The 12,751-nt window shown below is 58.3% G+C and carries 14 protein-coding genes; 3 read left to right on the top strand and 11 right to left on the bottom strand.

Going from position 1 to position 12,751, the window contains the following annotated elements:
- Positions 1-3: 3 nt before the first annotated feature.
- The 4 genes from CFU_RS06395 to CFU_RS06380 form a co-directional block, all read right to left on the bottom strand.
- Positions 4-1,218, bottom strand: coding sequence for an ABC transporter permease subunit (locus CFU_RS06395; protein ID WP_014005224.1), 1,215 nt, complete (start codon positions 1,216-1,218; stop codon positions 4-6).
- A gap of 14 nt (positions 1,219-1,232) precedes the next feature.
- Positions 1,233-2,162 carry a branched-chain amino acid ABC transporter permease gene (locus CFU_RS06390; RefSeq protein ID WP_014005223.1) on the bottom strand — a complete coding sequence of 310 codons (930 nt, stop codon included), beginning with the start codon at positions 2,160-2,162 and terminating at the stop codon, positions 1,233-1,235.
- Between the two features lie 631 nt (positions 2,163-2,793).
- Positions 2,794-3,726: a 4-hydroxy-3-methylbut-2-enyl diphosphate reductase gene (gene ispH / locus CFU_RS06385; RefSeq protein WP_041743069.1), complete on the bottom strand. Its 933-nt coding sequence runs from the start codon at positions 3,724-3,726 to the stop codon at positions 2,794-2,796.
- 34 nt (positions 3,727-3,760) lie between these two features.
- The gene (locus CFU_RS06380; RefSeq protein ID WP_014005221.1) at positions 3,761-4,216 is read right to left on the bottom strand and encodes an FKBP-type peptidyl-prolyl cis-trans isomerase; all 456 of its coding nucleotides are present in this window, start codon (positions 4,214-4,216) and stop codon (positions 3,761-3,763) included.
- A 112-nt stretch (positions 4,217-4,328) separates the two neighbouring features.
- Between CFU_RS06380 and radC the strand changes: the two genes are divergently transcribed.
- The 3 genes from radC (at position 4,329) to rpmG (ending at position 5,566) form a co-directional block, all read left to right on the top strand.
- The gene (radC, locus tag CFU_RS06375) at positions 4,329-5,003 is read left to right on the top strand and encodes a RadC family protein (protein ID WP_014005220.1); all 675 of its coding nucleotides are present in this window, start codon (positions 4,329-4,331) and stop codon (positions 5,001-5,003) included.
- Between the two features lie 136 nt (positions 5,004-5,139).
- Positions 5,140-5,376 carry a 50S ribosomal protein L28 gene (gene rpmB, locus CFU_RS06370; RefSeq protein WP_014005219.1) on the top strand — a complete coding sequence of 79 codons (237 nt, stop codon included), beginning with the start codon at positions 5,140-5,142 and terminating at the stop codon, positions 5,374-5,376.
- A gap of 22 nt (positions 5,377-5,398) precedes the next feature.
- Positions 5,399-5,566 (top strand): 50S ribosomal protein L33, encoded by a 168-nt coding sequence (gene rpmG / locus CFU_RS06365; protein ID WP_014005218.1) that lies wholly within the window; start codon positions 5,399-5,401, stop codon positions 5,564-5,566.
- A gap of 168 nt (positions 5,567-5,734) precedes the next feature.
- Here rpmG and CFU_RS06360 read toward each other — a convergent pair whose 3' ends face one another.
- The 7 genes from CFU_RS06360 to CFU_RS06330 all read right to left on the bottom strand — a co-directional run bounded on the left by CFU_RS06360 (position 5,735) and on the right by CFU_RS06330 (position 12,731).
- Positions 5,735-6,928, bottom strand: coding sequence for a DesA family fatty acid desaturase (locus CFU_RS06360; protein WP_014005217.1), 1,194 nt, complete (start codon positions 6,926-6,928; stop codon positions 5,735-5,737).
- 132 nt (positions 6,929-7,060) lie between these two features.
- Positions 7,061-8,434: a mechanosensitive ion channel family protein gene (locus tag CFU_RS06355; protein ID WP_014005216.1), complete on the bottom strand. Its 1,374-nt coding sequence runs from the start codon at positions 8,432-8,434 to the stop codon at positions 7,061-7,063.
- Between the two features lie 32 nt (positions 8,435-8,466).
- Positions 8,467-9,768: an RsmB/NOP family class I SAM-dependent RNA methyltransferase gene (locus tag CFU_RS06350; protein WP_041741404.1), complete on the bottom strand. Its 1,302-nt coding sequence runs from the start codon at positions 9,766-9,768 to the stop codon at positions 8,467-8,469.
- A 62-nt stretch (positions 9,769-9,830) separates the two neighbouring features.
- Complete coding sequence (purN, locus tag CFU_RS06345) at positions 9,831-10,460, bottom strand: phosphoribosylglycinamide formyltransferase (RefSeq protein WP_014005214.1); 630 nt, start codon at positions 10,458-10,460, stop codon at positions 9,831-9,833.
- A 59-nt stretch (positions 10,461-10,519) separates the two neighbouring features.
- On the bottom strand, positions 10,520-10,918 hold the full coding sequence (locus CFU_RS06340) for a barstar family protein (RefSeq protein ID WP_014005213.1): 399 nt from the start codon (positions 10,916-10,918) through the stop codon (positions 10,520-10,522).
- A 63-nt stretch (positions 10,919-10,981) separates the two neighbouring features.
- A complete protein-coding gene (locus CFU_RS06335) occupies positions 10,982-11,416 on the bottom strand; it encodes a ribonuclease (RefSeq protein WP_014005212.1) in 435 nt (144 codons plus the stop codon).
- Between the two features lie 112 nt (positions 11,417-11,528).
- Positions 11,529-12,731, bottom strand: a complete 1,203-nt coding sequence (locus tag CFU_RS06330; RefSeq protein ID WP_014005211.1) for a patatin-like phospholipase family protein — start codon at positions 12,729-12,731, stop codon at positions 11,529-11,531.
- Positions 12,732-12,751: the final 20 nt, after the last annotated feature.

Raw genomic sequence — 12,751 nt, 5'->3', positions numbered from 1 at the left:
CCCTTAAGCCTTTACCACGCCGGTCGGCGCTGTCGGATTGTCGATATCGGCATCCGGCCGATCCTCATGTTTGGGCGAAGGCCACAAGCCGGCCGGGCGGGTCAGCATGATGACCACCATCGCCAGGCCGTACAGCAGCTGGCGCAAGACTTCGGCATCGATCAGCACCTTGCCGAACACCGCCATCTGCATCGGCTCGACGGTATGCCGCAGCACTTCCGGCAAGGCCGCCAGCAGGATGCCGCCCAGCACCACTCCCGGGATATGGCCCATGCCGCCCAGCACCACCATCGCCAGCACCGCAATCGATTCAGTCAGCGAGAACGACTCGGGCGAAACGAAGCCCTGGAACGAAGCAAACATGGCGCCGGCCACGCCGCCGAACGAGGCGCCCATGGAAAACGCCAGGAGCTTCATGTTGCGGGTGTTGATGCCCATCGCCTTGGCGGCGATTTCATCTTCGCGTATCGCCACCCAGGCACGGCCTAGGCGCGAATTCTGCAAACGGATGGAGATGAAGATGATTGCCATGCACAGGACCAGGAACAGGAAGTAGTAGGCGTTCACCGACGGCATGCCGAAACCGGCCACATACACCGTGGCGCTGGAGCCGCGCTCGCCGGCCAGCGACACGCCGAAGATGCGGATCGGATCGATCAGGTTGATCCCTTGCGGGCCGTTGGTGATATTCACCGGCGCGTTCAGGTTGTTCATGAAGATACGGATGATTTCACCGAAACCGAGGGTCACGATGGCCAGGTAGTCGCCGCGCAGTTTCAGGGTCGGGGCGCCGAGGATGGCGCCGAACAGGCCGGCCAGCGCAGCCCCCAGTGGCACGATCACCCATAGCGACAGGTGAATGCCGTTCTGGACGATCTCGGGACCGCAGACCATCACCAGGAAGTTGCCGATGGCCGGATAGGTGTTGACGAAAGATTCCAGCACCGAGGCAAACTGCGGCGATGCCAGCAAGCCGGTCATGTAGGCGCCGATCGCATAGAAAGCGATGTAGCCCAGATCGAGCAGGCCGGCGAAGCCGACCACGATGTTGAGGCCTAGCGCCAGCATGATGTAGAGCAGCGCGAAATCCATGATGCGAACCCATGAATTGCCGAAATTGGAGGCAATGAACGGGAAGATCATGAACAGGATCGCCAGGGCGACCAGGCTGGTGTAAGCCTTGGTCGGGTTCTTTTTGGTGTCGAAGAAATTAGCCATATGTCCCTCTCCGATCAGGCGCGGTCAGCCACACGTTCGCCCATGATGCCGGACGGACGCAAGGTCAAGACGATAATCAGGACGATGAAGGCAAAGATATCCTGGTAGTTGCTGCCGAAGAAATTGCCGGTCAGGTCGCCGATGTAACCGGCGCCCAGGCTCTCGATCAGGCCCAGCAGAATACCGCCCAGCATGGCGCCGTAGATATTGCCGATACCGCCCAGCACCGCGGCGGAGAATGCTTTCAGGCCGGGCACGAAGCCCATGGCGAACTGCGCCGACGAATAGTTGGCGCCCCACATCACGCCGGCCACCGCCGCCAGCGCGGCGCCGATGGCGAAGGTCATCACGATGACGCGGTTGGAATCGACGCCCATCAGGCCAGCGACTCGCGGATTCTCGGCGGTCGCACGCATGGCGCGGCCCATCTTGGTTTTCTCGACCAGCAGCACCAGGCCGACCATTGAGGCGGCAGCCAGGATCAGCAGCATGATCTGCGTCGGCGAGATCAGGGCGCCGAAGATATGCACGGGATCGGAAGGCATGACTTGCGGCACCGGCAGCGGGCTGCGGCCCCAGATCATCATGGCAAACGTCTGCAGCAGGATGGAAACGCCGATCGCGGTGATCAGCGGCGCCAGGCGCGGCGCATTGCGCAGCGGCCGGTAGGCGACCCGCTCGATGATCAGGCTGATGATGACGCAGACCGGGATGGCGCCGATGATGGCGATCGCCAGCTGGACGATGCCGGGCAGGCCGGGCGCCACATGCTGCAGCAGTTTGAGGATGGACAGGCCGACCATGGCCCCGATCATCAGGATATCGCCGTGGGCGAAGTTAATCAGGTTCAGCACCCCGTACACCATGGTGTAGCCGAGGGCAATCAACGCATACATGCTTCCCAGCACCAAGCCGTTGATAACTTGCTGGATAAAGATATCCATAATTTCCTTGTTCTATGTGTTTTGGGTCAAATCGGTCAGAACACTATTGCGACCATAGGCAGCACAGCAAAAATCATTCCCGATACAAAAACGGCACCCAGGATAAAGTCCTGGTGCCGTTGGGAGACGCCCTTCCTCTCATCTGCAACGATGGGCGGAAAGGTAATTTGGCATTGCGTGAATAGCCGGAATAAGAAAAAAGAACTGGGTACGCATACTTGTTTGTCTCCTATACGTCTTTATGTAAAAACGTTTTTTGTCCTAAAGCGCCGTGCCTGGGGGCAATGCACCATTACTGTGCGGATTATAGCTAACGTTGAGCGATAATCAACTCTGACAGCAATGCAATATTAACCTGATGACCGCGGTTCGCACAGGTTTTTACATTCAAACCGCAGCGCCGCAATGATAGCGAGGAAAACAAAAAACTATCGATGGAAAAGTGAAGTTTCTTCGAAATATAATTTCGCGCCAGAATGGAGCGTCAGGACCGCTGCGCGTGGCTTTGGGCGCGAAGTTTTGGCAGAAAACAAACATCGTCGAAACAATATTACCAATAATCGTCACCGGACGATAATCGGTAATACCGTTTCGCCAATTTTTTGCCCGAACTTGCGCCCAGACCTCTGGCTTAGACGCGCGCCAGCCCCTTGGGCATGGGGAAAGTGACATTCTCTTCGGCGCCGTCCAGTGTGCGCACGTTCTTGGCGCCATAGGCCTTCAGACGGTCTATCACGGCCTGCACCAGAATTTCCGGCGCCGAGGCGCCGGCGGTGACGCCGATGCGACGTTTTCCTTGCAGCCAGGCCTGGTCGATCTGTTCCGCGTTGTCCACCATATAGGCGACCGTGCCCTTCTTCTCAGCCACTTCACGCAGGCGGTTGGAATTCGAGCTGTTCGGGCTGCCGACCACGATCACCACGTCGACCTGCGGCGCCATGAACTTGACCGCCTGCTGGCGGTTGGTGGTGGCGTAGCAGATATCGCCCTTCTTCGGCTCCGTAATGGCCGGGAATTTCTGTTTCAGCGCAGCGATGACGTCGGCGGTGTCGTCGACCGACAAGGTAGTCTGCGATACATAGGCCAGCATGTCGGGATTGCCGACCTGCAGCCGCTCGACGTCGGCCACGGTCTCGACCAGGTGCATGCCGTCGTTGGTCTGGCCCATGGTGCCCTCGACTTCGGGATGGCCTTCATGTCCGATCATGACGATTTCGCGGCCCTCGCGCCGCATCTTGGCGACTTCCATGTGGACCTTGGTCACCAGCGGGCAAGTCGCATCGAACACTTTCAAGCCGCGCACTTCAGCCTCTTCCTGCACTGCCTTGGAGACGCCGTGGGCGGAAAAGATCACGGTATTGCCGGCCGGGACATCGGCCAGCTCTTCGATGAAAATGGCGCCCTTGTTGCGCAAGTCCGCCACCACATAGGCATTGTGGACAATTTCGTGGCGCACATAGATCGGCGCGCCGAACTGTTCCAGCGCGCGCTCGACGATTTCGATCGCGCGGTCGACGCCGGCGCAAAAACCACGCGGCTGCGCCAATAAAATTTCGTTATCCATATTGATATCCATGTTCATGCTTGTCAGCTGCAAACTACAAAATGCCGATGATTTTCACTTCGAACTGGAGCGACTGTCCGGCCAGCGGATGATTAAAATCGAACAAGGCGCCCTGTTCGTCGATCTCGCGCAGCACGCCGGCAAACTGGCCGCCGCCCGGCGCCGCGAATTCCACCAGGTCGCCGATGCGGTATTCCTCGCCCAGCTGCGAATTCTGGCGCAGCGTGGCGCGCGAGACGCGCTGGATCAGCTCGGGATTGCGCGGACCGAAAGCGCGTTCCGGCGGCAGCTCGAAGGTTTGATGCGTGCCTTCCGGCAAACCCAGCAGGCAAGCTTCCAGGAAAGGCGCCAGCTGGCCCATGCCGAACTGCAAGGTAGCAGGCGATTCTTTGAAGGTAGTGACAATATCCTCGCCGCCTTGCGAGGCGAGGCGATAGTGCAAGGTCAGATAAGATGCTTCGGTAACGACAGGGAGAGACAGATTGGACATAAATTAGGCAAAAGAACCATTAACAAAAAAATAACTGCCAGTCAGAAGATGATATTGTAAGCCACCTTGGGCCATATGACGTGGCCGACACTGACCTTACTTCGATTACACCATGGCAATTACCGACTGGCCTGCGGATCAGAGGCCGCGCGAACGTCTGATCAAACTCGGTCCGCAGGCGCTTTCCAATGCGGAACTGCTGGCGGTATTCCTGAGAGTCGGCGCCGCCGGCAAAAGCGCGGTTGACCTGGGACGCGAAATGACCAGCCATTTCGGCTCGCTGAACCGGCTGTTTTCCGCCCCCCTCAAGGAATTCTGCGCCATCCACGGCCTCGGCCCCGCCAAGTTTGCCCAGCTGCAAGCGATCCTGGAGCTGGGCAGGCGCTCGCTGGCGGAAGAATTGCAGGCCGGCAGCAGCTTCGACGCCCCGGCTGCCGTCAAGCAGTACCTGCAGCTGCTGCTGACCAACAAACCGCATGAATCATTCCTGGTGCTGTTCCTCGACGTCAAGAACCGCCTGATCTGCGCCGAGGAGCTGTTCCGCGGCACCCTGACCCATGCCAGCGTCTATCCGCGCGAAGTGGTCAAGGCGGCGCTGACGCACAATGCCGCCAGCGTCATGCTGGCGCATAACCATCCGTCCGGCACGCTGGAACCCAGTTCCGCCGATCGCCAGCTGACGCAGACCCTGAAGCAGGCGCTGGACCTGATCGGCGTCAGGGTGCTGGATCATTTCATCGTCGCCGGCACCGAGGTCCACTCGTTTGCCGAGCATGGCCAGCTGTAAAACAGTCCGATTTTGAATTGTTAAATGCAACAAAGCGCAAAAGACACAATTGTTTTCCGCAAGTCATTGAAAAATCTCATTTTTTTATATATACTCTCCTTTTTTCCAGTTTCGGAAATCTTTTAGGAGTAAAAACATGGCACGTGTCTGCCAAGTCACCGGGAAGGGGCCGATGGTCGGCAACAACGTTTCCCATGCAAACAACAAGACGAAACGTCGCTTTTTGCCTAACTTGCAAAATCGCCGTATTTTCGTCGAGTCTGAAAATCGCTGGGTCTCCCTGCGCTTGTCCAACGCCGGCTTGCGCGTGATCGACAAAATCGGCATCGATGCCGTGTTGACCGATTTGCGCGCTCGTGGCGAAAAAGTCTAACTAGCAGAATAAAGGAAGAATCATGGCGAAATCAGGCCGCGACAAAATCAAGCTGGAATCGACCGCAGGTACAGGTCATTTCTACACCACCACCAAGAACAAGCGTACAACCCCGGAAAAAATGTCGATCATGAAGTTCGACCCGAAGGCTCGTAAGCATGTTGAATACAAAGAAACCAAGATCAAGTAATCGATCGACGTTCTGCAAAAAACCCCGCACGACATCTGTCCTGCGGGGTTTTTTACATCCTGCCTTTTGTACTTGCACGGCAATCGCCGGGCGAAAAAAAAACGGCCGCTCGGGCCGTTTTCTTGTCCGGGGCAGGCGCCTTAATACATCGGCGCCCCGCCCTGCCGGTCAGGAGTAGCTGCGCAGGCGCAGCGAGAAATCCTGCAGCGACTTGATGCCGGAAGCTTCGGCACGAGCGCACCAGTCCTGCAACTGATGCAGCAACTGATCGCGCGTGAAATGCGAACGCTCCCAGATGGCGCCCAGCTCGACCCGCATCTCATGCATGGTTTGCAGCGCTTTGCTATGCAGGAATAGTTCGGTCAGTTGCTGCTTTTGCGGCGCTTCCAGCTTGGCCGGCTCGCGTTGCAGCAGTTTCTTCGACGACTTCAGGAAAACCGCGCCCTGCTTGGCCTTGTCGGTCAGCTGGCCGCGCTCTTCATGCCAGGCGTTCTTCAGCGATTTTGCATACTTCGCCATGACGTCGTAACGGTTGGCGATCACCGACTGCAGCGTATCCAGGTCAGGCACCAGCTTAGTGTGGTTGAACTTCGGCGCAGGCGCGACTTTTTTCACCTTGGCCAAGCCGCAGATTTCCAGGATCCGGATATACATCCAGCCGATGTCGAACTCGTACCACTTGGACGACAGCTTGGCCGAAGTGCCGAAAGTGTGGTGGTTGTTGTGCAGCTCTTCGCCGCCGATGATGATGCCGAACGGGATGATGTTGGTCGCAGCATCGTTGCAATCGTAGTTGCGATAGCCCCAATAGTGGCCGATGCCGTTGATGATGCCGGCCGCGGTAATCGGAATCCAGACCATTTGCACGGCCCAGACGCTGACGCCGACGACGCCGAACAGCATGACGTCGATCAGCAGCATCGCCACGATGCCCAGGGCGCTGTGCTTGGTATACAGGTTGCGTTCGATCCAGTCGTCCGGTGTGCCATGGCCGAATTTTTCCATGGTTTCCAGGTTCTTCGATTCTGCGCGATACAGCTCCGCGCCTTCCCAGAATACTTTCTTGATGCCGCGCGTTACCGGGCTATGCGGATCTTCCTCGGTATCGCACTTGGCGTGATGCTTGCGGTGGATCGATGCCCACTCCTTGGTCACCATGCCGGTCGTCATCCACAGCCAGAAGCGGAAGAAATGACTTGGAATTGCGTGCAGATCCAGGGCGCGATGGGCCTGGCAACGGTGCAGGAAAATAGTCACTGCAGCGATCGTGATGTGCGTCACGACCAGCGTGAACACGACAACCTGCCAGGCGCTCGCGCCTGTTACGCCATTCGATAAGAAATCGAGTATTGCATTGAACACTATGTGTACTCCATGTGTAGATGGGTAGATGATGCCACTGCTTAACTGCTTATTTTACAGTGAGATACGGGTAAGTTGACGGGTAGTTACCGAACAGTTACCCGAATTTCGAGTGCAATTGTACCCTTATTATTAGATGTTTTTAGGTTTTGGCGAATCGCGCAGTCGATCTAATGGCAAATCTTGTTGCGAATAGGCGTCGAAATTACTTTTATGCAATTCTCCCTCGGACACCATCCTGATATCTCGTTTCACCTGAGCAACCTTGATTTGACGAGATTGCAACACGCGCCAGATCGCGCGGTTAACATCAGACAACACATTCAGCCGGCCGTTCTCCGGATCGGTGATCCAGAATCCGACCTCTAGCTCTAAGCCGTCAGGGCCGATCTTCATCAGCAAGGCTTGCGGCAGGATTTCGCGCGATACCCGGTCAACCTCGACCGTAACTTGCTCCAGCAACAACAATATGCTTTCGACATCATCCTGATGCTCGATCGTTACATGTGTCGCCAGGCGCAATATGCGGTTGGTCAGCGAATAGTTCTGCACCGAATTGATCATGAAGACTTCGTTCGGCACCACCGTATCGACGCCGTCCAGCCCCTGCAGCACGGTGTAGCGGCTATTGATCTGCACCACCTTGCCGTAAAACGTGCTGACCCCGACCATGTCCCCAATCGCCAGGCTGCGCTCCAGCAAAATCACGAAACCCGATACATAACTGCTGGCGATTTTCTGTAAACCAAGCCCCAGCGCCACACCCAGCGCGCCGCCGAAGACCGACAGCACGGTCAGGTCGATGCCGACCAGCGACAAGCTGAGCAAGACCGCCACCAGGATCAGGAAGGCGCGCGCCATGCGCGCCACCACGGTGCGCACCGAGGAATGCACGGTGTTGACGCGCATCAGGCGCTCTTCCAGCGCGGCACCGGCCCACAAGGCGATCACCAGCGTCACCAGCACCGAGACCAGCGCCTGCATGATGGCCAGCAGCGACACCTTGTAGCGGCCGATAGGCAGCACCGTGCTGTCCAGGTAATCGAACAGGTCCGGCCACCAGCCGGTGATGTACAGCAGCAGGCCGATCCAGACCAGCACGCCGAAACTCTTTTCGAACAGCAGCAGGAAAGTGCCGACGCCGCTGTTGCGCGCGAATACCCGGCGCAACACGTAAAACACGAAACGCATCAGCGCCAGCGAAGCCACCAGCGGAATCATCAGCCGCATCACATTCACCGGCTGCTGCCATTTCTGCAGGGCCAGCTTGACCAGTATCAGCAACAGCAAGGTAATGATAGGAGTCAGCACCTTGGAAAAACTGCCCAGCCCGATCTGCATCGCCGGCGGCTGCGCCGTGCTGACGCTGAAAGAGCGGCGCAGCAGGCGCGCCAGCAGCCAGCCCAGGCCTACGCACAACAGCAGCAAGCCAACCTGCGCCGGCAAGCCCGGCGCGCGCAGGCTGTTCAGCAAGTCGTTGAGCAGGTCAGTGAAGATATCTGGCATTGTTTTTCTTACGGCGATTCTTACAGCGCTTCTTACGGCGCAACGTCCTCGCGCTTCTCCTTGTCAGCCGAGCCGCCAGCTGCTTTGCGCACGAATACCGCAGCAAAAAAACCATCGGTCTGGTGCTGATGCGGCAGCAGTTTGAGATAGTCGCCCATCTCCAGTTCAATCTTTTGCTCGGCCAGCACGTCTTTCATCGGCAGCAGCGAAAAATCTTCGTGGCTGGCCAGGAACTGCGCTGCAATCGCGTCGTTCTCTTCATCCAGCAAGCTGCAAGTGCCGTACACCAGGCGGCCGCCGGACTTGACCAGGCGCGCCGCGCTGGACAGGATCGCGATCTGCTTGACGTTCATCTCGGCGATCGCTTCCGGCGTCTGCCGCCATTTGACGTCCGGATTACGGCGCAGCGTGCCGAGGCCGCTGCACGGCGCATCGACCAGCACGCGGTCGATCTTGCCGGCCAGGCGCTTGACCTTGCCGTCGTTTTCATGCGCGATCAGCACCGGATGGATATTCGACAAACCGCTGCGCGCCATGCGCGGCTTGAGTTTCGCCAAGCGCTTCTCGGAGACGTCGAACGCGTACAGACGGCCGGTATTGCGCATGGTGGCGCCCAAGGCCAGCGTCTTGCCGCCGGCGCCGGCGCAGAAATCGACCACCATCTCGCCGCGCTTGGCGCCGACGATCTGCGCCAGCAACTGGCTGCCTTCGTCTTGCACTTCGATCGCGCCGCTCTTGAACAGCGGCAGGTTCTGCAAAGTAGGCTTCTTGATGACGCGCAAGCCCAACGGCGCATACGGCGTCGGCTCGCACAGGATAGGCGCTTCGGCCAGGGCGGTAATGACTTCTTCGCGGTTGGCCTTGAGCGAATTGACGCGCAGGTCGAGCGGCGCCGGCTGGTTCATCGCATGCGCCAGCTGCAAAGTGGCGGCTTCGCCGTCGCGCGCTACCAGCTTGTCGAACAGCCATTGCGGCAGGTTGGAGCGCATCAGCGGCGGCATCAGGTTACGGTCGATTTCAGCGACCCGCTTCAGCCATTCGATTTCTTCGTCCGACAAGCCGCCCAAGGACTCGATGCTGACTGCATCGGCCAGGCCCAGCAGCGTCATGCGGCGCATGGTCGGGCCGTTGCCGGATTCGGCAAAGCTGGTGTAGATCGCCTTGTTGCGCAGCAAACCGTATACCGCTTCGGCCACCACGCCGCGTTCGCGCGAACCCAGCTTTGGATGATCGCGGAAATAGCGCGACAAGGTGCCGTCGGCAGGACCGGTGAATCGTAGAATTTCGCGCAAAACTTCTTCGGTGTGACCGACGATCGCGGGAGGCAATCTCATAATGAATCTTTCATAAAATCTTTTAATCTGTTGATGGTGCCGGGGCCAGCCAAACGACTGTCTTAGCGTTCGTGCTGAGCCGCATTGTTATGCACTCGGCCGTCCTCGATACGCAAGCGGTTTTCGATAAACCAGCGCACTGCACGCGGATATAACTGATGCTCTTCGAGCAGCACGCGCTGCTCCAGCGACTGTTCGGTATCGTCTTCCAGCACCGGCACCGCGACTTGCGCCACGATCGGCCCGTGGTCCAGCGCCGGCGTGACAAAATGCACGGTCACGCCATGCACCTTGACGCCGGCCTGCAGCGCCTGCCTGTGGGTCGCCATGCCGGTAAAGCTTGGCAGCAGCGAAGGATGGATATTCATCATGCGGCCGGCGTAATGTTCGACGAACGGCGCGGTCAGGATACGCATGAAACCTGCCAGCACCACCAGGTCGGGCGCAAACCCATCGATCACGACGCGTAAGGCGGCGTCGAACTGTTCACGGTCAGGATAGTCTTTATTCGCAACCACTGCCGTTGGAATGCCTTGGGCAGCGGCAAATTTCAAACCCTCGGCATCGGCCCGGTTGCTGACAATCGCGGCGATTCTGGCAGGCCATTGTTCGGTTTGAGCGGCGCGGACGATGGCTTGCATGTTGCTGCCACGCCCGGAAATCAGGATAACAATGCTTCTCATGGCGCGCATTGTACCCGTTGCAAAGCCGTTTTTGATTAAAAACAGCGGTGATTTTGATTAAAACAGTGTTATTGGAATGAATAAAAAACGCGGAAAGCTACTTTTTTGTCAGCCCAGAAATCGGCGCTGTCGCGGAATACGTCGAGCAAGGTTTCCCGTGCTTCCTTGTCAAACTTGGGGGTATTCGGCAGTTGTTCGATCACCACAATGAAACCCGGCTGCGGACCGGACTTGTGGGCCAGGTCGGTCAGGCAGTCGGCCAGGGCGTCGAAATTCTTGCCGAAATGCTTGGGAAAATGGAAGGCGTGGGCGATATTTGCCAGCACTTGCTGTTTAGTCGTTGCTTCCGCGCAATAGGCATACAGGAAATGCTGCCCCAGGCGGCCGGCTTCCGCCTGCAGGTCGGTCACACGGAAGGCGCGGATGGACTGCACTACATTTGGCGGTACGGTTTTAAACAAACTCATTTTTCCCTCAGCTAGAGCAATGATGATGGATTGCTGTTGTTGTATCTCATTCACTCTTCTCGGTCACTCCTGGATGCGCCTGAATGTTTGATAGTGATCGTCAGTGTAGTAATACTCGCCCGAAGTCTGCGGATTGCCGCCGGCGATGATCCGGCGTGCGCCGCGGTTGCGCGCGCGCGGAGTTTTCACCGTGAATTCGTGGTAATACCCGCGCCGCTGCCTGGGCAGCATCCCTTCATAATTCCCGAACACCACGCCATCCTTGGCATACGGGAAAGGTCCGCCTTGCTTGATCAAGACCAGCGTCGCTTGCGCTTCCTGCGGCAACTGACCTATGGAAACCACATCTTGCGACAGGGAGTCCCGCGCAAATACTTGAAAAGACAACAACAAACCGAGCAGCAGCAAGGCCCCGTTGCGTAATACTGCAACAGCGATGGCAGCCGCGAAATCGGAACTTAGACCAGGGAAATGGCGCCGGGTTGCGTGGCTTTTCATAAATTTAATATTTTATGGTTCTGATACCGTAGGGTAACGTGTTGATGAAAACGAATCAACCCGTATCCTTGCCCTGGCAGCAAGTGTTGCAATATTTGACAATATTTACCAATCACAAGTTCGCGGGTTTTTGCTGCGCGCCTGGGCTCGGGCCGAAGAAGGCGGCTACTTCATCCCGGCGCGCCAGCGTATCTTTCTGGCCCATGCGTATCAATTCGCGCGTATACCCCGACTCGAACAGCAGGTAAGACGCCAGGCCGCCGCCGCGCGCATCCTTGGCGCCAAGGCCGCCGAGCAAGGTGCGGATCGGCACCGGCAAGCTGCCGAAGTGCTTGGTCGCAATATCGTCGATCTGTTCCGACGGCGAGATGATCAGCATTTCCACTGGTTTCAGCGGCGTGCGCTGGCGCTGTTCTTCCGTCAGGAAAGAAAGCGTATGGTTGATGCGTTCCAGCCGTTCGATATCCACCGCCAGCCCGTCCAGGAAAATGCTGGACAAGGCATGGCTGGCGATCTGCGCCAGGCTGGGATAGCGGGCAAATACGGGGGCATCGGTCGGCGCCTCTTGGCGGCGCCCTGCTCCCACCACCAGCACTTTGCTGGCGCCCAGGTGGATCGCCGGAGAAATCGGCGCCAGTTGCCGCATCGAGCCGTCGCCGAAATACTCGCGGCGGCCGTCGCAATAAATCGGGATTGCCGGAAAGATGAAAGGAATCGCCGACGACGCCAGCAAATGGCCGACATTGATCTGGTCCCTGACCGCGCGCCGCTGGCTGCGGGTCCAGCCCTGGATTTCGATGGCGCTCTGGTAAAACGTGATGTGCTGGCCGCCGCTGTAGGAAGAAGCGGTGATCGCCAGCGCCTCCAGGCTGCCGTTGACCAGCGCCGCATCCAGCCGTTCCAGGTCCAGCAGCCGGTGCAGCAAGGTGATCAGCGGCGTATTGTCGAGCAGCGAATTGGGCGGGTGCGCATGCCATTTGCGCAGCAGCCAGCCGAACGACAGCAGCGACAGCCAGCGCGCGCCGGAACGCAGCACGCCGAGCGAATCGGCACGATACACCTGCTCCACCGTGAAGTGCTCCCAGACGTCCATCAGTTTTTGCACGCCCTGGCCGAAGTTCTCGACCCGGCACGCCAGCGCCGTGGCGTTGATGGCGCCGGCGGAGGTGCCGCAAATGATGGCGAAGGGATTCTGTTCCGGCGCCCAGCCGTGCTCGCGCAAGATCGACGCCACCGCATCCATCACGCCGACCTGGTAAGCCGCGCGGGCGCCGCCGCCGGTCAGGATGAGACCCGTTTTGTGTTTTATCTCCATGGATAGGAAGAGTAACAGGG

The sequence above is a fragment of the Collimonas fungivorans Ter331 genome (assembly GCF_000221045.1).
GTDB classification, from domain to species: Bacteria; Pseudomonadota; Gammaproteobacteria; order Burkholderiales; family Burkholderiaceae_D; genus Collimonas; species Collimonas fungivorans_A.
The sequence above is the reverse complement of the archived record's forward strand: the minus strand, read 5'-3'. Positions and strand labels throughout refer to the sequence as shown.